At 63.4% G+C, this 22,136-nt stretch carries 16 protein-coding genes and 1 pseudogene; 8 read left to right on the forward strand and 9 right to left on the reverse strand.

Annotated features, from left to right (window positions below; all coding sequences use genetic code 11):
* Positions 1 to 45: 45 nt before the first annotated feature.
* On the forward strand, positions 46 to 690 hold the full coding sequence (locus tag AC4P1R_RS00770) for a response regulator transcription factor (protein WP_492177765.1): 645 nt from the start codon (positions 46 to 48) through the stop codon (positions 688 to 690).
* Positions 691 to 727: 37 nt separating this feature from the next.
* Here the strand turns inward: AC4P1R_RS00770 and AC4P1R_RS00775 are convergent, their stop codons facing one another.
* Positions 728 to 4,231 (reverse strand): PAS domain-containing hybrid sensor histidine kinase/response regulator, encoded by a 3,504-nt coding sequence (locus tag AC4P1R_RS00775; RefSeq protein ID WP_492177289.1) that lies wholly within the window; start codon positions 4,229 to 4,231, stop codon positions 728 to 730.
* A gap of 222 nt (positions 4,232 to 4,453) precedes the next feature.
* Between AC4P1R_RS00775 and mscL the strand changes: the two genes are divergently transcribed.
* From mscL to galE, 3 genes are all read left to right on the forward strand, one after another.
* A complete protein-coding gene (gene mscL, locus AC4P1R_RS00780) occupies positions 4,454 to 4,891 on the forward strand; it encodes a large conductance mechanosensitive channel protein MscL (protein ID WP_069459564.1) in 438 nt (145 codons plus the stop codon).
* Between the two features lie 147 nt (positions 4,892 to 5,038).
* Entirely contained in the window at positions 5,039 to 6,205 is a 1,167-nt protein-coding gene (locus AC4P1R_RS00785) for a pyridoxal phosphate-dependent aminotransferase (protein ID WP_492177291.1), read from the forward strand.
* Between the two features lie 156 nt (positions 6,206 to 6,361).
* The gene (gene galE, locus AC4P1R_RS00790; protein ID WP_151610795.1) at positions 6,362 to 7,396 is read left to right on the forward strand and encodes a UDP-glucose 4-epimerase GalE; all 1,035 of its coding nucleotides are present in this window, start codon (positions 6,362 to 6,364) and stop codon (positions 7,394 to 7,396) included.
* A gap of 85 nt (positions 7,397 to 7,481) precedes the next feature.
* On the opposite strand, the gene AC4P1R_RS00795 is transcribed toward galE, so the two are convergent.
* From AC4P1R_RS00795 to AC4P1R_RS00830, 8 genes and pseudogenes are all read right to left on the reverse strand, one after another.
* Complete coding sequence (locus AC4P1R_RS00795) at positions 7,482 to 7,787, reverse strand: chorismate mutase family protein (protein ID WP_069459561.1); 306 nt, start codon at positions 7,785 to 7,787, stop codon at positions 7,482 to 7,484.
* A 326-nt stretch (positions 7,788 to 8,113) separates the two neighbouring features.
* The gene (cydB, locus tag AC4P1R_RS00800; RefSeq protein ID WP_069459560.1) at positions 8,114 to 9,118 is read right to left on the reverse strand and encodes a cytochrome d ubiquinol oxidase subunit II; all 1,005 of its coding nucleotides are present in this window, start codon (positions 9,116 to 9,118) and stop codon (positions 8,114 to 8,116) included.
* On the reverse strand, positions 9,108 to 10,517 hold the full coding sequence (locus tag AC4P1R_RS00805; RefSeq protein ID WP_492177293.1) for a cytochrome ubiquinol oxidase subunit I: 1,410 nt from the start codon (positions 10,515 to 10,517) through the stop codon (positions 9,108 to 9,110). Before AC4P1R_RS00805 ends, cydB begins: the two co-directional genes overlap by 11 nt.
* 199 nt (positions 10,518 to 10,716) lie before the next feature.
* Positions 10,717 to 11,885, reverse strand: a pseudogene (locus AC4P1R_RS00810) (M20 aminoacylase family protein).
* Between the two features lies 1 nt (position 11,886).
* The gene (locus AC4P1R_RS00815; protein ID WP_069459557.1) at positions 11,887 to 12,711 is read right to left on the reverse strand and encodes an ABC transporter permease; all 825 of its coding nucleotides are present in this window, start codon (positions 12,709 to 12,711) and stop codon (positions 11,887 to 11,889) included.
* The gene (locus AC4P1R_RS00820; RefSeq protein WP_069459556.1) at positions 12,708 to 13,427 is read right to left on the reverse strand and encodes an ABC transporter permease; all 720 of its coding nucleotides are present in this window, start codon (positions 13,425 to 13,427) and stop codon (positions 12,708 to 12,710) included. Before AC4P1R_RS00820 ends, AC4P1R_RS00815 begins: the two co-directional genes overlap by 4 nt.
* A 57-nt stretch (positions 13,428 to 13,484) precedes the next feature.
* Positions 13,485 to 14,267: a transporter substrate-binding domain-containing protein gene (locus tag AC4P1R_RS00825; RefSeq protein WP_492177294.1), complete on the reverse strand. Its 783-nt coding sequence runs from the start codon at positions 14,265 to 14,267 to the stop codon at positions 13,485 to 13,487.
* Between the two features lie 35 nt (positions 14,268 to 14,302).
* On the reverse strand, positions 14,303 to 15,076 hold the full coding sequence (locus AC4P1R_RS00830) for an ABC transporter ATP-binding protein (protein ID WP_492177295.1): 774 nt from the start codon (positions 15,074 to 15,076) through the stop codon (positions 14,303 to 14,305).
* A 265-nt stretch (positions 15,077 to 15,341) separates the two neighbouring features.
* Here AC4P1R_RS00830 and AC4P1R_RS00835 point away from each other — a divergent pair, with 265 nt between their 5' ends.
* From AC4P1R_RS00835 to secD, 4 genes are all read left to right on the forward strand, one after another.
* A complete protein-coding gene (locus AC4P1R_RS00835; protein ID WP_492177766.1) occupies positions 15,342 to 15,956 on the forward strand; it encodes a TetR family transcriptional regulator C-terminal domain-containing protein in 615 nt (204 codons plus the stop codon).
* A gap of 17 nt (positions 15,957 to 15,973) precedes the next feature.
* Positions 15,974 to 17,164: a pyridoxal phosphate-dependent aminotransferase gene (locus AC4P1R_RS00840; protein WP_492177296.1), complete on the forward strand. Its 1,191-nt coding sequence runs from the start codon at positions 15,974 to 15,976 to the stop codon at positions 17,162 to 17,164.
* Positions 17,161 to 18,771 (forward strand): 5-guanidino-2-oxopentanoate decarboxylase, encoded by a 1,611-nt coding sequence (locus AC4P1R_RS00845; protein WP_492177297.1) that lies wholly within the window; start codon positions 17,161 to 17,163, stop codon positions 18,769 to 18,771. Before AC4P1R_RS00840 ends, AC4P1R_RS00845 begins: the two co-directional genes overlap by 4 nt.
* Positions 18,772 to 19,509: 738 nt before the next feature.
* Entirely contained in the window at positions 19,510 to 22,044 is a 2,535-nt protein-coding gene (gene secD, locus AC4P1R_RS00850) for a protein translocase subunit SecD (RefSeq protein WP_069459550.1), read from the forward strand.
* The last annotated feature ends 92 nt before the right edge of the window (positions 22,045 to 22,136 follow it).

Here is a 22,136-nt window from a genome sequence, read left to right on the forward strand (position 1 = left end):
CAGCAGGTACTGTTGCAGCCGAGGCTCTTGGGAGGGGGCGTCACCATGCCGGACATGACCATCATCATTGCCGACGACCACCCGCTATTTCGAGGCGCGATGCGCCAGGCGCTGAGCGGCATGACCGGCGCCCCGGCCATTGTCGAGGCGGGCGACTTTTCAGCGGTGCGCAAGGCTGCGGCCGACCACCCGGACGCGGATCTGATGCTCCTCGACCTGACGATGCCGGGTGTCAGCGGTCTCTCCGGCCTGATTGCGCTGCGCGCCGAATTCCCCAGCCTGCCGGTGATGATTGTCTCCGCCCATGACGATCCGGCCACCATCCACCGCGCTATAGACCTCGGCGCTGCAGGCTTCCTGTCGAAATCCGCGGGCATCGAAGAGATTCGCGACGGCATCGCCAAGGTGATGGCCGGCGAAGTATTCGTGCCGGCCGACTACGACCGGAATCAGCAATACGAGCCGGAGGTTGCCGATCTGATGCATCGGCTGCAGACCCTCACGCCGCAACAATCTCGCGTGCTGTCGATGCTTGCCGAGGGCCTGCTCAACAAGCAGATCGCCTACGAACTCGGCGTGTCCGAGGCGACGATCAAGGCACATGTGTCGGCAATCCTGCTAAAGCTCGATGTCGACAGCCGCACGCAGGCCGTTATCCAGTTGCAGAAGCTCGGAAGCGTCGCGGCCTGACGCGTCCGCTCGATCGTGCAAACTCGGTGCGACTATTCTACTCCGCCGCAGCCCTTGATGCAGCGGCGAGCTGCGTCAGCCAGGCACGCAGGGCGGCGGGACGTACCGGCTTGTGCTGCAGCGAGACGCAGTCGCGTTCGGCGGCACTGCGGACTTCAGGCGTGCGGTCCGCCGTCACCATCAGCGCCGGAATGTTCTCTTTCCAGAGCGCGCGGATGCAGGCGATTGCCTCGATGCCGGTGCCGTCGCCGAGATGATAGTCGGCGACGATGGCGTCCGGCCGCACGGCAAGCTTCTCCGGTCCCATCCCCGCACAGGCGGAGAGCGATTCCGCCGTGGTCACCGTGCAGCCCCAGCCGCCAAGCAGCAGCGCCATGCCGTCGAGGATCTTCAACTCGTTGTCGATGCACAGCACATTGAGCCCGGTGAGCGCATCGGCCGACTTCGTGGCTGCGACCGGTTGGACCGCCGCTTTGCCGGCACTGACGGCCATCGGAACGCTCACCTTGAAACGGGTGCCTTTGCCCGGCTGCGATTGCAGGCTGACCGGATGATTGAGCACGTGCGAGATGCGGTCGACGATCGACAGCCCGAGCCCGAGGCCGGCTGCGGTGCGCGCGCCTTCGTCGAGCCGCGCGAATTCCTTGAATACGGTACGGAACTTCGACGGGGGAATGCCGATGCCGGAGTCGAGCACCTCGATTGCCGCCGTTTGTCCACGCCGACGGACGCCGACCAGAACCTTGCCCTGAAGCGTGTACTTTATGGCGTTGGAAACGAGGTTCTGAACGACGCGCCGCAGGAGGTTCGGGTCGCTGTGCACGACGAGCGAAGTCGGCATGATGACGAGCTTGATCTCTTTCGCCCGGGCCATCGGCGCAAAATCCGTCTCGATGCGCCTGAAGAGTTCATTGAGCGGCACCGACTGCAGCCGCGGTTTCATCGCGCCGGTGTCGAGACGCGAAATGTCGAGTACGGCACCGAGAATGGCCTCCACCGATTCGAGTGATGAATCGATGTTCTGCACCAGCGCACGGTTGTCAGAGTCGCCCAGTCGCTCGACGAGCGAGGAAGAATAGAGGCGTGCGGCATTGAGGGGTTGCAGAATGTCGTGACCGGCGGCGGCGAAGAAGCGGGTCTTGCCGATATTGGCCTCTTCGGCCGCTGCCCGCGCCTCTGCCAGTTCCCGATTCACCAGCGTCAATTCACCCGTCCGTTCGGCGACGCGCATTTCCAGCGTCTCGTTCGCCTGTTTCAACGCCATGTCGGCGGCCACGCGCTGTGTGATGTCCGTATAGGTCGTGACGATGCCCTTGTCGGGCATCGCATTCGTCCTCACTTCGATGATGCGCGTGCCATTGGACAGTTCCAGCAGGAAAGGCTTGTCGAGCGTCAGGAAGTTGGCGATCAGCGCCTTCTCGTCCTCCTTACGCAGATCACCGCGGCGGGCGAGGATCGCGACGATGTCGGCAAGCGGGAAGCCAACCTGGCCGGTTGACTCCGGCAGATCGAGCAATTGACGGAAACGGCGGTTCCAGATGATCAGGTTGTTGGCGTTGTCGAAGACGGCGATGCCCTGATCCATCTGAGAAAGCGCGGTGTGCAGCATGTCCTGGTTATATTGCAGCGCCTCGCTTGCCTGGTCGAGCAGCCAGGCCGTGTCCGAGGAGGCATCGTCAACGCGCTGGAGCACGAGCGAGAGAACCAGTCGCGCAGATGAGGAGCCGATGGCGCTGCCGAGCAGTTGTTCGGAAAAATGCACGAGGGCCATGTCCGCGGAGGCGTTGTCGTCGAGCCAGCGGCCGGATTGCTGTTCATAGGTGTGGAACGAGCGCTGCATGCGTTCCTCGCCCATGTAGCGGGCGATCGTGGTCTTCAGATCACGCACCGTCACTTTGGTCTTGCGCCCGCGGAAGGTTCCTTCCGTGCGGGACCGGCGGGTGATGAAAACACCGGCCTGGATGCGCTCCAGGGGTTTCGGTGCGCGCGTCAGCGAGCCTAGGACGTAGGCTGACGCATTGACGAGCATGCTCAGCGCCGTTGCGCTGACGAGCGGATCCGACTGCGGCCCGGAGAAGAGATCGGTGAAGGGCAGCAGGAAGCTCAACACCGTCGACGCGACGTGGGAGTTGTCCGGGCCGCCGAGGCTCGGCAGGAACAAGAGGTAGGCCCAGACGAGAAAGCCCGACACCATGCCAGCGATCGCGCCGCGGGAGTTCGCCTGCCGCCAGACCAGCCCGCCGAAGAGCGCCGGTGCCATCTGCGAGACCGCGGCGAAGGAGAGCAGGCCCAGCGAAGCGAGGCCGGCACTGATGTCGGCGGAGCGGTAATAACCATAGCCGAGCAGCAGCACGAAGAGAATTGCCGTGCGGCGGATGTTAAGGAGCGTGCCGGCCATGTCTTCCTGCAGCGAGCCGCGAGTCCCCAGCCGGCGACGCAGGAATACAGGCATGACGATGTCGTTGGAGACCATGATCGACAGGGCGACCGAGGCGACGATGACCATCGCGGTTGCGGCGGAGAAGCCTCCGATGAAGGTTGTCAATGTCAAGAGCGGCAGATCGCTCGCCAGCGGCAGCGTCAACAGATAAAGGTCCGCGTCGCCGGAGCCGGAAAACGTCAGAATCCCGGCAATCGCGATCGGCAGCACGAAGAGATTGATGGCGATCAGATAGAGCGGAAAAAGGATGCCCGCCGTGCGCAGTTCCGTGTCCGTGCGGTTCTCGACGACGGTGACGTGGAACTGCCGCGGCAGCATGATGATCGCGAACGCCGACAGCGCGATCAGCAGGATCCAGCGCGCCGCCGGCGTCTCGTAGGCAAGCGCGGAGAGGACTTCCGGGCTTTGCTGCGCCCTTTCCATGAGTTCGGCGGGGCCGCCGAAGAGTACGAAGACGACATAGACGCCCACCGCCAGCATGGCCGCGAGCTTCACCACCGATTCCATCGCGATCGCGAGGATCAGGCCGTCCTGGTGCTCCGTCGCATCCGTGTGGCGCGTGCCGAACACGATTGCGAAACAGGCGAGGAAGAGCGTGACCAGTAGAGGCAGGTCGATGAAATGCTCCCCCGAACCGATGCCGTATTCGCTGGTGTCGATCATCGCGGCGACGGAGCTCGACACGGCCTTGAGCTGAAGGGCGATGTAGGGGATCGCCCCGACGAGCGAGATCAAGGCCACAATCGCTGCGACGGTGGGATTCTTTCCGTAACGCGCGGCCAGGAAATCGGCGACCGAAGTCAGCCTCTCCGTCTTGGCGAGCCGGACGATGCGGCGGATCAGCGGCAGGCCGACCGTGAACATCAGGATGGGACCGATATAGATGCCGGTGAATTCGAGGCCGCGTTCGGCCGCGAGCCCGACGCCGCCGAAATAGGTCCATGAGGTGCAATAGATCGCCAGGCTGAGCGCATAGACCAGCGGTCTGCCCTTACTGGCGATCTTGTTTTTTCCGGCCTGGCGGTCGCCATAGCTTGCGACCGCAAAGAGCAGCAGCAGATAGGCGAAAGCGGAGGCAAAGATGATTGAACCCGAGAGCATGCCTCACTCCTCGACGGGCAGCATAGGGCAAGTCCATGCCATTGAGAATTGGTTGCATATTCGTCTTAAGTCCAAGTCCGCGCGGAGCGCCGGCGTCTGCGGGACCGTTGACTGCAGGTGTATCAGGGAGAGTTCCATCGCGCCCGCCTTTGGTCTAAGGTCCTGCCGCCGGTTGCCGACAGGTCAGGCGGCGATCGCTCGTAACCTTACCGAGAGGTGCGCATGCTGAACGAATTCAAGGAGTTTATCGCGCGCGGCAATGTGATCGACCTTGCGGTCGGCGTGATCATCGGCGCCGCTTTCAGCAAGATCGTCGATTCGGTCGTCAACGACCTCGTCATGCCGATCATCGGTGCGATCACCGGCGGTGGCTTCGACTTCTCCGATTACTTCCTGGCGCTTTCGCCGAGTGTCACGGCGCCGACCCTTGCCGCTGCCCGTGAGCAGGGCGCCGTCTTCGCCTATGGCAACTTCATAACCGTGCTTATCAATTTCCTCATCCTCGCCTGGATCATCTTCCTGATGATCAAGCTCGTGAACCGCGTGCGTGCGTCGGTCGAAAGAGAAAAGGCCGCTGCTCCGGCTCCCCCGGCTGCCCCGCCGCCACCGGACATCCAACTGCTGTCGGAAATCCGTGATCTGCTGAAGCAGCGCACCTGAGCGACAGATGCCACAGTTCGCGGCCGGCGCCTGGGTTCGTCCCCGGCCGGCCGCGAAAGCATCACAGAAATCGATCGATAAGTCAGAGAAAATCGCGTGATCGTCGGCGCCAATGCGTCTAGAAGCGGCGGGCAACAGGAGCCTCCGATGACGATCATGTCCAGCCTCAGTCCCCGTGCCCTGTCGGCGCCCGAAAGCGGCATCGTCGAAGTGGTGAACTATGCGCGCGGTCGCGAAGGGCTCATCCCGCTCTGGGTCGGCGAGGGCGATCTTCCGACCCCCGACTTCATCAGCCGGGAGGCGGCGGAAGCGTTGACGGCCGGCGAGACCTTCTACACCTGGCAGCGCGGCATCCCTCCGCTCCGCGAAGCACTGGTGCGCTACTATCAGCGCCGCTTTCAGAAGACGCTGTCGCCCGAGAATTTCTATGTTGCCGGATCGGGCATGCAGGCGATCAAGCTTGCGATCGAGGCGATCACTTCCCCGGGCGACGAGATGATCCTGCTGACGCCGGCCTGGCCGAATTTTGCAGCTGCCGCCGATCTCTCCGGCGCGCGCCCGATATCCGTGCCGCTGCATTTCGCGAATGGCAAATGGCGGCTCGACCTCGATCGGCTCGAGGCTGCGGTCGGAGAGAGGACGCGCGCACTGTTCATCAACACGCCGTCCAATCCGACCGGCTGGACCGCATCTCGTGAAGACCTCGCGGCCATTCTCGCCCTGGCGCGCAAGCATGGTCTGTGGATCATCGCCGACGAAATCTATGCGCTCTATTACTATCTCGGAGGAAGGGCTTCATCCTTCTTCGACCTCGCAGAGGAGGACGACCGCATTCTATTCGTCAATTCCTTCTCGAAGAACTGGGCAATGACCGGCTGGCGCGTCGGATGGATCGTCGCGCCGCCAGCCATAGGGCAGGTGCTCGAAAACCTGATCCAGTATTCGACTTCCGGCGTGGCGCAGTTCATGCAGCGCGGCGCCGTCGCGGCCCTCGACGAGGGGGATGGCTTTGTCGACGAGAATGTCGCCAGGGCGAGGGCCAATCGCGACCATTTTTGCGATGCGCTGATTGCGACCAATCGGGTTGAAACGCTCAAGCCCGACGGGGCGCTTTACGCCTTTCTGAAGATCGACGGCGTCACCGACTCGCGGCAGGCGGCGATCGACATCGTCGACAAGAGCGGCGTCGGCCTCGCACCCGGGACAGCCTTCGGCAAAGGCGGCGAACTCTTCATGCGCGCCTGCTTCCTGCGCGATCCGGCCCAGATCGCCGAGGCGGCGGAGCGCCTGCGCGCCTACATTCTCGCTCGCTGAGGCCGATCGATAAAACGCGATCGTTTTCGCCAAGCGTGGCTTAACGACGTCGGCGAGAATAGGCGGCGAAGCCCGGCCGAGTGCGTCCGTTTTACCGATTCTGAAAGCAACACCCGTCTTTCCTGTTCCCGGGTTCACAGGGGTGGAAAGCAATCAATGGCCGTACTGGTAACCGGAGGGGCGGGCTATATAGGCAGCCATATGGTCTGGACCCTGCTTGACGCAGGGGAGCGCGTCGTCGTGCTCGACAGCTTGACGACCGGATTTCGCTGGGCGGTGGCGCCCGAGGCGCGCTTCTATTTCGGCGATGTGGGAGACCGGTCCGCTCTTGCACGGATTTTTGCCGAGAACGACATCGATGCGGTGGTCCATTTCGCCGGGTCGGCGGTGGTGCCGGACTCGGTCGCCAATCCGCTCGTCTATTACGACAACAACACGGCAAGGACGCGCACGCTGATCGCTGCGACCATAGAGGCAGGAATCCGCCGCTTCGTGTTCTCGTCGACCGCGGCGGTTTACGGCCCGCAGGACACGCCCGATCCGGTCACGGAAACGGCGACCCTGCGTCCCCAAAGCCCCTACGGCCGCTCCAAGCTGATGTCCGAGATGATGCTCGAGGATGCAGCTGCGGCCCATGATTTCAGCTATGTGGCGCTCCGGTATTTCAATGTGGCCGGCGCAGATCCGCTCGGCCGAGCCGGTCAGTCGACGCGGGAAGCCACCCATCTCATCAAGGTCGCCTGCGAGACGGCGCTCGGCAAGCGCCGCAAGGTGGACGTCTTCGGCACCGATTATCCAACGGCGGACGGCACCGGGGTTCGCGACTATATCCACGTCAGCGATCTGGTAGACGCACACGGGAGTGCACTCGCATATCTGAGAGGGGGCGGCGAGCCCCTGGTCCTGAACTGCGGCTACGGCGAGGGCTTCTCGGTGCTGCAGGTCATCGACGCGGTGCGGCGGGTTTCCGGCCGGGATTTCCGCGTCGACTACGCGCCGCGGCGGCCGGGCGACGCCGCGCAGGTCGTGGCCGATCCATCGCTAGCGCGACTCAAGCTCGACTGGGTGCCGACCCATGCGGGCCTGGAGCACATCATCCAGAGCGCTTTCGATTGGGAGAATTATCTCAGTCGCAAGAACAGTTTCGATGGGGGGGCGGAAGAGAGCCGGCGGCTCGTCGTCAACGGCTGATCCGAGTGGCGATTACAGCGCCGCGCGTCTTTTCAGACGCGCAAAGGTCGCTTTGGCTCCATGCGCCAGGCGCGGTGCGCTCGCCTCATGCCTCGTCTTCACCGAGGATCTGGCGCTCATGCGCGATCGAATGGTCGATCAGTTGCGCCCATAGCTTCGCATAGAAGTTCGGTTCTAGGCCGAGCTCGATCGCAGTCCTGCCGGCGTTTTCCTTGACCTCGGCAACGCGCGCGGGAATGTCTGCCTTCAGCTTCAGCGGGCGTTTGATCTCCGCGGCGCGGTTGATGTAGCCCCAGCGCTCCGCAAACAGCATCATCAGAGCGCGGTCGAGGCGATCGATTTCGGCACGCACATCCGCCATCGTCGTGCATTCTGCGGGTGTCTTTGACATATCCGGCTCCTGCCGGGGCGGTTGCGCCCCGTTCATCGCGCCGAACTGCTACCAAAGCGGATGCCGGCTGAGAAGGGGTAAAAGGGCCGCAGTGCCGGATGTGGTCACCTCGGCGGGCGATCATCCGGGGAAGCAGGGTGCGGTCCTGTCTCCATCCGGCGATCGCCTGCCGACGTGTCTGAAGAAATTAGCTCGGCAAGCTTGAGCGGGGCTTTCTCAATTCCCGAGCACCAGCTTTATCGCCACCCCCACCAGGCTGACGATGACGACGCCGGCAAGCCAAAGGCCGAAGAACCAGAGGAGCTTGCGCCTAAGGCCGTCGGCGCTCAATGGTAGCCCTCCTCCGGATCGACCTTGCCGCGGAAGACCCAATAGGCATAGGCGGTGTAGGCGAGAATGATCGGCACCAGGACGACGGCGCCAACGAGCAGGAAGGCGAGGCTGTCGTCCGGAGCCGCGGCGTCCCAGATGGTCAGCGACGGCGGGACGATGTAGGGATAGAAACTGATGCCGATGCCGATATAGCCAAGGACGAAGAGGCCGAGCGCGGCGATGAAGGGTTGGGTGTCGTGCCGGTCGCGAATGCCGTTCAGCAGCAGATAGAGGCAGCCGAGCACGAGCAGCGGTACGATGACACTGAAGATGGCCGTCGGCCAGCCGAACCAACGTTCGAGATAAACCGGTTCCAGAAACGGCGTCCAGAGGCTGACGATGCCCATTGCCGCGATGGTGGCGAAAGAGCAGCGCAAGGCGATGGTGCGAGCGCTGTCGGCAAGCGCGCCGCGGGTCTTCATGATCAGCCAGGTGGCGCCGAGTAGGGCATAGCCAACGACGATGGCAAGACCCGTCACGATCGAAAAGGGCGTCAGCCAATCCCACCAGCCTCCGACATAGGCGCGATCCTCGACGGGGATACCCTGGACCAGGGCGCCGAGCGCCAGCCCTTGCGCGAAGGCTGCGAGGGTCGAGCCGCCGGCAAAAGCCCAGTTCCACAAGAACTCGCCGCGGCGCGTCCGCCAGCGATATTCGAAGGCGACGCCGCGGAAGATGAGGCCGAGCAACATGGCGATGATCGGCGCGTAGAGCGCCGGCAGGACCGTGGCATAGGCGAGGGGAAAGACGGCCATCAGCCCGCCACCGCCGAGCACCAGCCAGGTCTCGTTGCCGTCCCAGACGGGGGCGACGGAATTCATCATCACATCCCGATCGTGTTTTTCGGGAAACAGCGGAAAGAGGATGCCGACGCCGAGATCGAAGCCGTCGAGAACGACATAGGCGAGAACAGAGAAGGCGATGAGCCCGGCCCAGATCAGCGGCAGGTCAATGTCCATGTTGGCCTCCATGGGGTTGAGCCGGCCCGGGCGCGACGCCGGCGGTGCGTATTGGTCCCTCGCCGAGCTCCGGCAAGGTGTCGCGCGGCAGGCGTGCCATCAGCCGCAGTATGTAGAAGGTCCCGGCTCCGAAGACGAGGAAATAGACCATGATGAAGGCGATGAGCGAAGCGCCGACGGCCGGGGCCTCGATCGGCGAGACCGAATCCGCCGTCATGAGGTGGCCATAGACCGTGTAGGGCTGGCGCCCGACCTCGGTGGTGATCCAGCCCGCGAGTACGGCCACGAAGCCGGATGGGCCCATGATAACAGCGATGCGGTGCAGCCAATCATTCGTGTGGAGCGTGCCGCGATGGCGACACCAGAGGCTCCAGAGGCCGATGCCGAGCATGGAGAACCCCATGAGCAGCATGACGCGGAAGGACCAGAAGACGATGCCGACCGGCGGCTGCAACTGTTCGGGTACCGTATCGAGGCCGGCAAGCGGTGCATCGAGCGAATGTTTCAGGATGAGGCTCGACAGCTTCGGGATTTCGATCGCGTAATCGACCCGCTTGTCCGCGGAGTTGGGAATGCCGAAGAGGATCAGCGGCGCTCCATCGAGATGGCTCTGATAGTGGCCTTCCATCGCCATCACCTTGGCGGGCTGGTGTTCGAGCGTGTTGAGCCCGTGCTGGTCGCCGGCAAAGATCTGGATTGGCGCCACGATCGCCGCCATCCACATGGCCATGGAAAACATGGTGCGGGCGCGGCGCGGCGCGGTGTTGCGCAAGAGGTGCCATGCCCCGCAGGCGCCGACGACGAAGGCGGTCGTCAGGTAGGCGGCGAGCACCATATGCACGAGTCTGTAGGGGAAGGATGGATTGAAGATCACCGCCCACCAGTCGACGGGAACGAATTGGCCCGCCTCGTTGACCGAGAAGCCGGCCGGCGTCTGCATCCAGGAATTCACCGCCAGGATCCAGGTGGCCGAGATCAGCGTGCCGAAAGCGACCATCGCCGTTGCGAGAAAATGCAGCCTCGGACCGACCCGGTTCAGGCCGAACAGCATGACGCCAAGGAACCCGGCCTCGAGGAAAAAGGCCGTCAGCACCTCGTAGCCCATCAGCGGCCCGATGACCGGGCCCGCCTTGTCGGAGAACACGCTCCAGTTTGTGCCGAACTGGTAGGACATGACGATGCCGGACACCACGCCCATGCCGAAGGCGACGGCGAAGATCGTTTTCCAGAAATTGAACAGTTCCAGATAGACATCGTCGTTCTTCCAGAGCCACAGCCCTTCGAGAACGGCGAGATAACTTGCAAGACCGATGGAAAAAGCCGGAAAGATGATGTGAAAGGAGACAGTGAAGGCAAATTGAATGCGTGCAATGAGAGTTGCATCAAAGGCTTCGAACACGGCGCAATCCTTTCGGCGCAAGGAGGATCACTTCGTCCCCGCATTGTCGCTCATCGGCGCCGCAACCGGTGTCGGCGCCGTTGATTTCATCGTGTGATTGAATCTGAGGGAAAATTGCCAAAGGTCAATGACGGCCCTGCCGCCACGTTGTCACACTGCGGCAATCTTTCGCCTGCGGCATTTTGGTCGGAAGGCGGCCTCAAGACCGTGCAAGGTAGGTTTCTGCAAGTTCCGTCCAGAAGGCGGCGCCGATCGGAAGCAGGCCATCGTTGAAATCGTAGCCGGGGTGGTGGAGCGGCTTCTCCTCGCCTGTCGCCTTCGCTCCGAGGTAGAAGTGGGTCCCCGGCCTTTCCTTGAGCATATAGGCGAAGTCCTCGCTGCCCATATAGGGACGGGCAAGGTCGATCACCTTGTCGGCTCCTGCGAAGCGGATCGCGAGGTCGCGGACGAAGTCCGTCTCCTTCTTGTGGTTGATCGTCGCGTCATAGCTGCGCTCGTAGTCGATAGTCGCGCGCATGCCGTAGCTTTCCGCCTGCGCCTCGGCAATCGTGCGGATGCGGCGTTCGAGTTCATCGCGCACGGCCGCGTCGAAGGAGCGAATGCCGACGACCATTTCGGCCCGTTCCGGAATGATGTTGCTCGCCGAGCCCCCGTGAAACGCACCGACGGTGATGACCGCCGGGTCCATCGGATGGATGTTGCGCGATACGATCGATTGCAGCGCCATCACGATGCTGGCGCCACAGACGATCGGATCGGCCGTCTCCTGAGGCTCGGCGCCGTGGCCGCCGCGGCCGTGGACAGTGATCCGCGCCTCATCCACCGCCGCCATCACCGGCCCTTCGCGGAGCGCGAACTGGCCGAAGGGCAGGGCCGGTTCGTTGTGGAGCGCAAAAATGGCGTCGCATGGAAATTTTTCGAACAGACCCTCTTCGACCATGATCCTCGCGCCGCCGAAATTCTCCTCGGCCGGCTGGAAAATGAGGTGCACCGTGCCGTCGAAGTTCCTCCGCTCGGCGAGAGCGCGGGCCGCTCCGAGCAGCATTGCCGTGTGGCCGTCATGGCCGCAGGCATGCATCAGACCCGGCGTCCGGCTTGCGTAGTCGAGCCCCGTCTCCTCGTGGATCGGCAACGCGTCGATATCGGCGCGGATACCAATGGAGCGGGAGCCGGTGCCGTTTGTCAGCGTGCCGACGACTCCGGTCTTCGCAAGCCCGTCGTGACATGATAGCCCAGGGTTTCCAGATGACGCGCGATGAAAGCGGAGGTTCGCTTTTCCTCCAGTCCGAGTTCCGGATGCGCGTGCAAATCCCGGCGGCTCGCAACGAGCTCCGGCGTGGCATTGTCGATGGCGGCGGAAAGTTTCATGTCAGGCACCACGGGTTGGTATGCGGTTTTCGAAATAACGGAAGGCCAGGACCAGAAGGCCTGTCAGGCACATGTAGATCAGCGCGAGGAGAAGCAGCGGCTCGTAGGTCAGATAGGTCTCCTGCCGAACCTTTGAAATCACCGCATAGACGTCGACGACGGTGATTGTGGCCACCAGCGGCGTGGATTTGAGCTGCAACACGGTTTCGCCAGTGAGCGTCGGCAGCGCCCGATGGACGGCACGCGGCAGCCAGATACGCCGGAATAGCGTCCAACGCCCCATTCCGTAGGCGCGCGCCGCTTCCAATTCGCCCTGTGGCACGCCCGCGAAGGCGCCGCGCATCACCTCGCCCTCATAGGCGGCGAAGGAGATCGTCAGCGCCGCCACTCCATAGGGCCAGGCCTCGCGCAGATAGGGCCAGAGGAAAGACTGACGAATTGCCGGGAATTGGGGAAAGAGCGATCCGAGCCCGTAATAGAGCAGCCAGAGCTGCAGGAGCAATGGCGTGCCGCGAACGACGGTGCAGAAGAGACGGGCGGGGCCCTTCAGGAACCACGGACCCGTCACCTGGGCGAGCCCGAGCGGGACCGCAAGCAGGAAGCCCAGGATCGACGTACTGAACAGCATTGCCAGGCTGACGAGAATGCCGGTCCCGAGCCGAGGCAGGTAGCGCGGCAGCCAATCCCAGCGCATGAAGAGGGCGATGGCCGTGACCAGCGCTCCAAAGAGCACGATCAACACGATCCGATGTGGCTTGAAGAAGCTCTCCGCTTTGGGGAGGTCTTCGGGCGCCAAGGCGAGCGCGTGCGTGGTTTCGTTGCTCATCGTCTCTCCACCAGGCCGCGGCGGGCATGCCGTTCGATGACGCCGATGAAGAGGTTGGAAACGAGGGTCAGCGCCAGGTAGAGTGCACCTGCCGCGCAAAAGAACAGGAAATAGGCTTTCGTGGCGCCGGCTGCCTGGCGGGTTACCAGCGTCAGCTCGGCAAAGCCGACGACCGCGAGCAGCGCCGTGTCCTTAGTTGCGATCAGCCAGAGGTTGGCGAGGCCGGGAATGGCATGGGACAGCATCGCTGGCAGCGTGATCCGTCTCACAACCTTGGCCGGCGACATGCCAAAGGCGCGCGCCGCCTCGATCTGACCCGCCGGCACCGCCTTGATCGCGCCGCGCAGCACCTCCGTCGAATAGGCACCCTGGACGACGCCGATGACGAAGATGCCGGCCAGCAGGCCGCTGATGTCGACCGGGCCGATTGCGACAAGGCCGAGCAACTGGTTCAGGAGATCGGTGCCCGCATAATACAGGAGCAGGATCAGCACGAGCTCCGGCACGGCCCGCACGACGGTGGTGTAGCATTCGAGCAGATCGCGCAGCACCGGCCCGCCATAGAGTTTTCCGAAGGCGCCGCCGATGCCGAGCAGGAGCCCGAGCGCATAGCCCCCGAGGGCGATTTCGATCGAGCGGAGGAAGCCCTGCAGCAGAACGCCGCCCCAGCCCGGGGCCGAAAGAGCAAGCAGGCTCCAGTTGACGAAGGAATCCATCGCGGTCAACTCCGAACGCTTCGGCCGGCGGTCTTATGATCGCCGGCCGGTTGCGGCTCAGCCGCCATAGATGTCGAAGTCGAAATACTCCTTCGAGAAGGCCTCGTAGGTGCCGTCCTCGCGGATCGCCTTGATCGCCGCGTTGATCTTGTCCTTGAGTTCGGTCTCGCCCTTGCGCAGACCGACGCCGACACCGGGGCCGAGCACCTCGACATCCTGGGCGACGTCGCCCTTGTAATCGCAGCACGCCTTGCCTTGGTCGCTCTCGAGGAAAGCGTCGAGGGCAATCGCATCCGCCTGCACCGCGTCGAGGCGACCGGCGGCGAGATCCTGATTTGCCTCGTCCTGTGTCTGATATTCCTTGATCTCCACGCCGGCAGGCGCGAAATGCTTGGTCGCATAGGCCTGGTGCACGGTCGAGACCTGCACGCCCAGCGTCTTGCCGGCGAGCCCTTCCGGCGTCGGTTGGATGTCTTCGCCCTTGGCGCCGATGATCCCGGTTGGCGTGTTGTAGTACTTGTCGGAGAAATCGATCGTCTTCAGTCGCTCCTCGGTAATCGACATCGACCCGACGATCATGTCGATCTTCTTCGCGTTGAGCGCCGGGATGATGCCGTCCCAGGCGACCGGAGTCACTACGCAATCGAGCTTGGCCGCGGCACAAACCGCCTTCATGAATTCGATTTCCCAGCCCTCCCAATTGCCATTGGCGTCGGGCGAGGTGAAGGGCGGGTAGGGTTCGGCGGCAATGCCGACCTTGACCGTTTCAGCGATGGCGGCGGCAGCGCCGGCAATCGAGAGGGCGGCGGCCAACGCCAGGAGCTTCAATGTCTTCTTCATGCTGTTCCCCTTGTGGTTGTTGAGCATTCAGGAATTCAATGAATGGAGCGGATGAATTTCTGGAGCCTTTCGGATTTCGGCGCGCCGAAGATCGCTTCCGGCGGTCCTTGTTCCTCGATGATGCCGTTGTGCAGGAAAACGATGTGGTTCGCGACGTTGCGGGCGAACTTCATCTCGTGGGTGACGAGGATCATCGTCCGCTTCTCCTGCGCAAGGTCGCCGATCACCGAAAGCACTTCGCCGACGAGTTCCGGATCGAGCGCCGAGGTCGGCTCGTCGAAGAGCATGCCGAGCGGCTGGATCGCCAGCGCCCGGGCGATCGCCGCGCGCTGCTGCTGGCCCCCTGAAAGAAAGGCAGGATAGGCGTCGCGCTTCTCGTAGAGCCCGACCCGCCTGAGCAACGCTTCGGCCATCTCCACGGCTTCGTCCCTGGATCTGCCGAGCACATGCACCGGAGCCTCGATGACATTTTCCAGGATAGTCATGTGCTGCCAGAGATTGAAACTCTGGAAAACCATGCCAAGCTGGGTGCGGATCCGCTGGACCTGCCTGCGGTCCGCCGGCACCAGTCCGCCCTTCCCATCGGGTTTCATCCGGATCTCTTCGCCGTGAACGCTGATCCGACCGGCCGAGGGCAATTCCAGCATGTTGATGCAGCGCAGCAGCGTCGACTTGCCCGAACCGCTGCCGCCGATGATCGCGATGACATCGCCCGGGCGTGCCGTTAGCGACACGCTCTTCAGCACGTTCAACGGTCCGAAATGCTTGTGGAGGTCACTGATAGCGATTGCCTCGGCCGCCTCCGTCATCGGTGACCGGTTCCCGTGGTTTGCGGGCTTCTCGAAAGCATGAAAACAGTTCCCCTTGTGGCGTGCAGCATTTTTCGGCTTGTCGCGCTGTTTCCTGCCAATATGGTTGCACTTGTGCCGTTATTATTCAAGTGTATAATAGGTGCGCCGTCCAATTTTCTGGCGGAATTCCCGCCCGAACGAACCCTCCGCAGGAGCAGCCCATGAGCCCATTCGGTTGGAAGGCAATGACTTGGACCGGAGACGCCGGGCTCCGGGGGCGGTCGTGATGCGCCGCAGCTTTCACCGCGCTCCGGAAGGCGAGCGCCGGCAGGAGCTGATCGAGGCGACGCTCGACTGCATATCCGAGTTCGGTCTCAAGGGTGCCACCGTCCGCCAGATCGCGGTCCGCGCCGGCGTGACCGCGGGGCTCGTCCGGCACTATTTCGACTCCAAGGATCAGATGATCGCGGAGGCCTACCGGGCCGTGATCGCCTCGTTGACGGAAAAGGCGAAGACAGTCGAGGGCGATCCGGCGACGCGTCTCCGGGAATTTATTTGCATCAATCTCAGCGAGCCGGTGGCCGACAGCCGCAGCGTCTCGCTCTGGGCAGCTTTCATCAGCCAGGTGAGGGTTGATCCTGTCCTGGCAGAGATTCACCGCGAAGGCTATCTGGCCTTCCGCAATGCCCTGCAGGACCTATTGAGCGATTTTCTCGCGGCCAAGGGCAGGCCGGCGAGTGCGGAGCTCTGTCGCCGCTACGCCATCGCAATCAATGGTTTGGTCGACGGGCTCTGGATCGAAGGCTGCCTCGCCGGCGATCTCTTCCGCGAGGGAGAACTGATCAGCATCGCCATGGCCTCGGTCGAATCGTTGCTTGGCCTGCCTATAGACGAATGACGGAGGGGAGAAATCACATGCGCTATGCGTCGATCACCTCGCGGCTGGCCGATCTCGGATCCGGCAAGTGGGCCCTGCACATTCGTGCGCGGCAATTGAAAGCCAGCGGTGCCGACATCATCGAACTGACGATCGGCGAACCGGACCTGCCGCCCGACCGCGCCCTGCTGGACGAGTGTCAGCGCGCCATGAACGCCGGTCGGTATCGCTACTCGAACGGCCGCGGCGAGGCAGCCGTGGTTTCGGCGATTGCGGAAAAATACCGTCGCCGCCGAGCCGACGTGACGGCGAAGAACGTCCTCTGTTTCCCCGGCACCCAGACGGCGCTTTTTGCCGTGATGCTGGGGCTGGCCGAGGCGGGCGACGGCGTGCTCGTCGGCGATCCGCTCTACGCGACCTATGAAGGCGTCATACGTGCGGCCGGCGCCCATCCGGTATTCGTAGCGCTGAAACCTGATTTTGGTTTCCACATGCAGCGGGAAGACCTGGAAAGGTCCGTCACGCCCGAATGTCGCGTGTTGCTGCTCAACACTCCGCACAACCCGACCGGCGCGGTGCTTACGGCCGCCGAAATCGCGGCGATCGGCGAGGTGGCCCGCCGCCACGACCTCTGGATCGTCTGCGACGAGGTCTACGAGGAGCTGGTCTTCAGCGGAACCTTCGTTTCACCCTTCGACGATCCGGATCTCGCCGAACGAACGATCGTCGTTTCGTCTATTTCGAAGTCCCATGCCGCGCCTGGTTTTCGCAGCGGCTGGGCCGTCGGGCCGGCTGAGTTCACCCGGCGCCTCCTGCCGGTTTCCGAAACCATGCTGTTCGGTCAGCAACCTTTCATCGCCGACATGACGGCCTATGCCCTGACGCATGAGATCGATACCGCGCGGCGGATGCGGGAGACCTATGGCCGGCGCGCGCGTCGTATAGTCGACGGTCTTTCCCATGTGCCGGGCGTGGCGGTCCTGCCGCCGGAGGCGGGGATGTTCGCCCTCATCGACGTTGCCGGCACCGGACTCTCCGGCGATGCCTTTGCCTGGGCACTGCTCGAAGAGGAACGCGTGGCGGTGATGCCGGGGGCGTCCTTCGGCACGCAGGCGAAGAACTTCCTCCGGATAAGCCTCACGGTTCCGGATGAGACCATCGACGAAGCCTGCCGTCGCATTGCAGCCTTGGCCGGGCGCCGCACGACGAGAAGGGAACGCCGCGCATGAGTGTTGCGATGAAAACCGTCGGTGAAGCTCTCGTCGAACTCCTGGAGGCAAACGGGGTCGAAGTTGTCTTCGGCATCCCCGGCGTGCACACGGTCGAGCTTTATCGTGGTCTTGCGGCTTCGAAAATCCGCCACGTTACCCCGCGCCATGAGCAGGGCGCCGGCTTCATGGCAGACGGCTATGCGCGCGTCAGCGGCAAGCCGGGCGTCGCGCTGGTCATCACCGGTCCCGGTCTCACCAATACGATTACCGCCATGGCGCAGGCCCGGCAGGATTCGATCCCCATGCTGGTGATCTCCGGCGTCAACCGCCGCGATTCGCTCGGGCATGGCCGCGGCTTGCTGCACGAACTGCCCGACCAGCATGGAATGATGACGACCCTGGCGCTCTATTCGCATACGCTGCTCAATCCGGCCGACCTGCCGCTGGTCATCGACCGCGCCTTTGCCGTGCTGCTATCCGGCCGCGCCGGTCCAGTCCACATTGAGATCCCGACAGACGTGATGGCTGATACGGTCGGGAGCCAAGCGGCAAGGCCGGCCATGGCGACCCGCCCGTGCGCCGACGGAGAAACGCTGCAGAAAGCGGCCGCCTTCTGTGCCGACGCGTCCCGGCCGGTCATTATTTGCGGCGGCGGCGCGCTGGCTGCCGAAGCGGAACTGCGTGTGTTGGCGGAACGAATCGGGGCACCCGTGGTCACGACCGTCAACGCGCGCGGCCTGTTGGCGGGTCACCCCTTGCGCGTGCCCGCGAGCCCGAGCCTCCAAACCGTGCGCGCGCTGTTCCGCGACGCGGATCTGGTGCTGGCCCTCGGCACCGAAATGGGGCAAACCGATTACGATCTCTATGCCGACGGCGGTTTCCCCGAGCTCCGAGATCTCATCCGCATCGATATCGATGCGGCACAGCTTGCGCGGGGTCCGCGCACGGCGCTCTCGATCCTCTCCGGCGCGAAGGCTGCGACGGGCGGCATAGTCGGCTTGCTCCCCGACCGAACAGCGAAGGACGACACATCGCGGGCCGAGGCGACGCGAAAGGCAGCGCTCGAGGAGTTAACATCGAAGATGCGGGCGGAGGTGGGCATCATCGACGCGATTTTTCAGGCGCTGCCGGATTGCACCATCGTGGGGGATTCGACCCAGGCGGTCTATGCCGGCAACCTCTATTGCGACGCGCCGCGGCCGCGCGCCTGGTTCAACTCGGCCACCGGCTACGGCGCGCTCGGCTATGCGCCGCCCGCAGCCGTCGGCGCAGCGATTGCTGATCCAGGGCGACCGGTCGTCTGCCTTGTCGGCGACGGCGGTTTTCAATTTTCGCTGTCTGAGATCGGATCGGCCGTCGATGCGGAGGCAAAGGTGATCTTCCTTGTGTGGAACAATGACGGCTACCGGGAGATCGAAACCCATATGCTCGAGGCCGGCATCGTCCCGGAAGGCGTCAGGCCGACGGCTCCGGACTTCCTGCTGACGGCCAGGGCTTACGGCGTCGCGGCCGTGCGATTGGTCGACATTGAGGAACTGCCGGGCGCACTCGCGGATGCGGCCGCGCGAACGGGTCCCTCGCTGATCGAAATTCACCAGACGAGGACTGTCGGCGCTACCGCCTGAGGGAGAGCGAAAGAAGAAATCCGTGGCCGGTTTCCTGCCGCGTCGCGGCACTTCAGGGTAGGGGCTGCAACAGAAGCACAGGGTTTGACTTTTTCTGCCCGGAGTGGTGTTAAAGGCGCCGGCGTTCGAATCCGGCCACGTTCTTGCGTTAGTCTCCGGATGTCGAGGCCAATTCGTCTCGTGGGCGCCAGGCGCCGAGAGAAAGGAATCGCGTCCTCAATGGACCTCCTGGGTGGCAGCAAGAGCATGCAGGCGGGCCGGCTTCTTGCCGTGCTGTGGCTGTTCTGCGCCTCCTTCGCCGTGCAGGCGATCGCTGTCGGTCAAAGCGTAACGGGTCGGAACGGTCCCGGCGCGCAGACAGGCGATATCGCCGCTCGGGACATGGGCTCTGCCGATCGTCCGGTGGCGCGTCAGGTTTTCAGGGCTGTCGCCTTGCCCGACTTCCGCTTCACCGGCGCGCGGGCGGAGGGGAAGGCGAGCCCCGGCGGCGAGCCAGATCCGGCTCTTCCACTCGCCTTTTCCGTTCTGCCTGCGGTCGTCGGTAATCATCCGGCGCCGGTCGCGCAAACGCTAGCCGTGGTCAAGGCCTCGCGCCAGAGCGAGCGCATTCGCGGCCCGCCTGCGGCCGAGAACGTCCTCGAACGTCCGGGCTCACCGACTATCGGTTCTGCCCGGCATAATGAAATCAGGCCCGGGCCGCCCGGAAAAGGCGCGTCCAGCCGTTCATGGAATTTCCAAATGCGTACATCCAGATGGGCGATTCTCGCCTATGTCGCGATCGCTATCTTCGGCTGCCTCGCGGCGCTACCCAGCATGCTGCCGCCGGCGATGCGGCAGCAATTCACGTCCGTTCTGCCGTTCGAGCCGGTCACGCTTGGCCTCGACCTCAAGGGCGGCTCGCATCTCGTGCTCGAGGTCGACGGCGCCGGCCTGCAAAAGGCGCGGCTCAACACGCTTCTCGACGACACCCGGCGCGCATTGCGCGGCGAGCGTGTCTCCGCCTCTTCGGCCCGCATCAGCGGTAATATGGTAACGGTGAGCATCCCTGATCCGGCGGATCGGGAAAGGGTGCTGCCGAAGCTGCAGGAATTGGCGACGCCGGTCAGTGTCATCGGCTTCGGCGGCTCGGCGCCAGAGGTCGAGGTGACCACGGCCGGCGACGTCGTCACGCTGTCGCTCACCGAAGCCGGCCTTGCCGATCGCATGACCAAGGCGGTCGAGCAGAGCCTGGAGATCATCCGGAACCGCGTCGACCAGGTCGGCGTCGCCGAGCCGCTGATCCAACGGATCGGCTCAAACCGCATTCTCGTGCAGCTTCCGGGCCTTCAGGATCCGACGCGCCTTCGTGAACTTCTCGGTTCCACAGCTCAAATGAGCTTCCATATGCTCGACCAGACCGTGGATGTGACGCAGCCGCCGCCGCGCGGCGTCGAGATCCTTCCCGGCGCAAATGACGGCAACCGCTATCCGATCGAAAGCCGCGTCGCGATTTCCGGTGAACGTCTTGCCGATGCCAAAGTCGGCTTCGACCAGCGTACAAACCAGCCGGTCGTGGATTTCAGCTTCGATTCACTTGGCGCTCGCCAGTTCGCGGAGATCACCCGGGAAAATGTCGGCCGGCCTTTTGCGGTCGTGCTCGACGGCAAGGTTCTGACGGCGCCCGTCATCAACGAGCCGATCCTTGGCGGTCGTGGTCAGATCAGCGGTAACTTCACGGCCGAGGAGGCAACTGTCCTTTCGGCGCTCTTGCGTTCCGGTGCCCTGCCGGCGCCGCTGACGATCATCGAAGAGCGCTCCGTCGGACCCAATCTCGGCAGCGACTCGATCCGTATGGGCCTCTATACCGGTCTCGTCGGCTTCGCTCTCGTCATCGCCCTGATGGTCGTCCTCTACGGTGCCTGGGGCATGATCGCCAATGTCGGCCTGCTGCTGCACACGATCATGACGATCGGCGTTCTCGCGCTCATCGGCTCGACGCTGACCCTGCCCGGCATCGCCGGCATTATTCTTGGCATCGGCATGGCGGTCGACGCCAATATTCTCATCAATGCCCGCATCCGGGAGGAGACAGAAAACGGCGCCGGGGCGATGAAGGCGCTGGACCTCGGCTTCAACAAGGCATACGCCACCATCATCGACGCCAACATCACCACGCTCACCGGCACGATCCTGCTGTTCTGGCTCGGCAGCGGACCGGTGCGTGGTTTCGCGGTGACGATGATGCTCGGGATCGCCATCTCGATGTTCACGTCTGTCACGATCGTGCGCTTGCTCATGCGCGAAGTCGTGATCCGCCGAAAGATGAAGAAGCTCGAAATTCCGTCGCTCTTCGGCCGGGTGCCGAAACTGCCGACCATCTCCTTCATGAAACGGCGCTTCCAGGCGATCGGCCTTTCGGCCTTCCTGTCGATCAGTTCTGTTATCCTGTTTTTCACGCCGGGCCTTAATTACGGGATCGATTTCATCGGCGGTATTCAGGTCGAAGCCGTTTCCAAGGAGAAGGTCGACTTGTCGAGGTTGCGCAGCAGTCTCTCCTCGCTCGAACTTGGCGAAGTGGCGTTGCAGGATTTCGGCAACGGCCAATCGGTGCTGATCCGCGTCCAACGTCAGCCGGGCGGCGAAAACGAGCAGACGGCGGCGCTGAACCGGATCAAGGATGCCGTGACGAATGCCGTGCCGGATGCGACGCTGGAGCGGACCGAGGTAGTCGGCCCGACAATCAGTACGGAGCTTGCGCGTTCCGGCTCGCTTGCCGTCGGTCTCGCCATGCTGGCGATCCTGCTCTACATCTGGTTCCGGTTCGAGTGGCACTTTGCGGTCGGTGCGATCGCGGTGCTTCTGCTCGACATCACCAAGACCATCGGCTTCTTCGCTTTGACCGGCGTGGACTTCAACCTGACGGCGATTGCCGCGCTCCTGACGATGATCGGCTACTCCGTGAACGACAAAGTGGTGGTCTATGACCGCATGCGCGAAAACCTACGTAAGTTCAAATCGATGCCCTTCTCCGAACTCATCGACATGAGCATCAACCAGGTGATCGCACGATGCATCTTCACCTCGGTGGCAACGGCTCTTTCGTTGGTGCCCATGGCCATCTGGGGAGGCGAGGTCGTGCGCAGCTTCGCCTGGCCGATGATCTTCGGCGTGATCATCGCTACTTCCTCGTCTATCTATATCGGAGGGCCGATCCTCCTGTTCCTCAGCCGCTGGTGGAAGGACCGGGAGGTCCGCCGTTCCGGTGCGCAGGAGGCAGGCACGCCGACGGCCTAGCGGACCCAATGGGTTCATTCGGATTTCGGGAACGGGAAGACCGCTCCCGATCCATCGCGAGACTGCAAAAAGGGGTGACTCGGACGAGTTGC

Source organism: Sinorhizobium sp. Y406, assembly GCF_058732025.1.